This window comes from Pseudomonas sp. EL_65y_Pfl1_R83 (assembly GCF_963970695.1).
Classification (GTDB): domain Bacteria; phylum Pseudomonadota; class Gammaproteobacteria; order Pseudomonadales; family Pseudomonadaceae; genus Aquipseudomonas; species Aquipseudomonas tritici.
On record NZ_CAXAQI010000123.1, the window covers coordinates 1 to 620 of the forward strand.

1 protein-coding gene is annotated in these 620 nt (G+C 65.3%); it reads left to right on the top strand.

Translation table 11 applies throughout. The features are described 5' to 3' along the window. Positions 1 to 44: 44 nt before the first annotated feature. Positions 45 to 620 (top strand): ABC transporter permease (locus tag AACY08_RS27970; protein ID WP_339472340.1); only part of this gene is annotated, 576 nt, incomplete at its 3' end.

A 620-nucleotide genomic window follows, 5' to 3' on the forward strand; every position in this document is an offset into this window, starting at 1 on the left:
GGCAACAGTTGCCAGCGCGGCATGTGCGCCGTAGAGCGGGCCCCATGATCCTCTCCCGCTATGAACGCATGATCGCCCGGCGCTATCTGCTGCCCGGCAAAGGCGAGGGGTTCATCTTCCTCGTCGCTGGCATCAGTCTCGTCGCCGTGATGCTCGGCGTCGCCGCGCTTGTCATCGTGATGAGCGTGATGAACGGCTTCCGCGCCGAACTGTTCGACAAGATCGTCGGGCTCAACGGCCATGCCGTGGTGCAGGGCTATGCCGGGCAGTTGCGCGACTGGCGCGACATCGTCGCGCTGGCCGACAAGACGCCGGGCGTGACCAGCGCCACGCCGATGATCGAGCAGCCGCTGATGACCACCTATAACGGCCGCGTCGAAGGCATATTTCTGCGCGGGATGCAGGTGTCGGACATTCGCAGCAACAAGACCATCGGCAGCAAGGTGGTGATGGGTTCGCTCGCGTCGTTGAAGCCGGGCAGCGGCGTGATTGCGATCGGATCGGGCCTGGCCGACCAATTGGGGGCGGTGGTCGGCAGCCAGATTTCGCTGATCAGCCCGCAGGGACAGACGACGCCGTTCGGCACCGTGCCGCGCATCGTCAGCTATACCGTCGGCGCG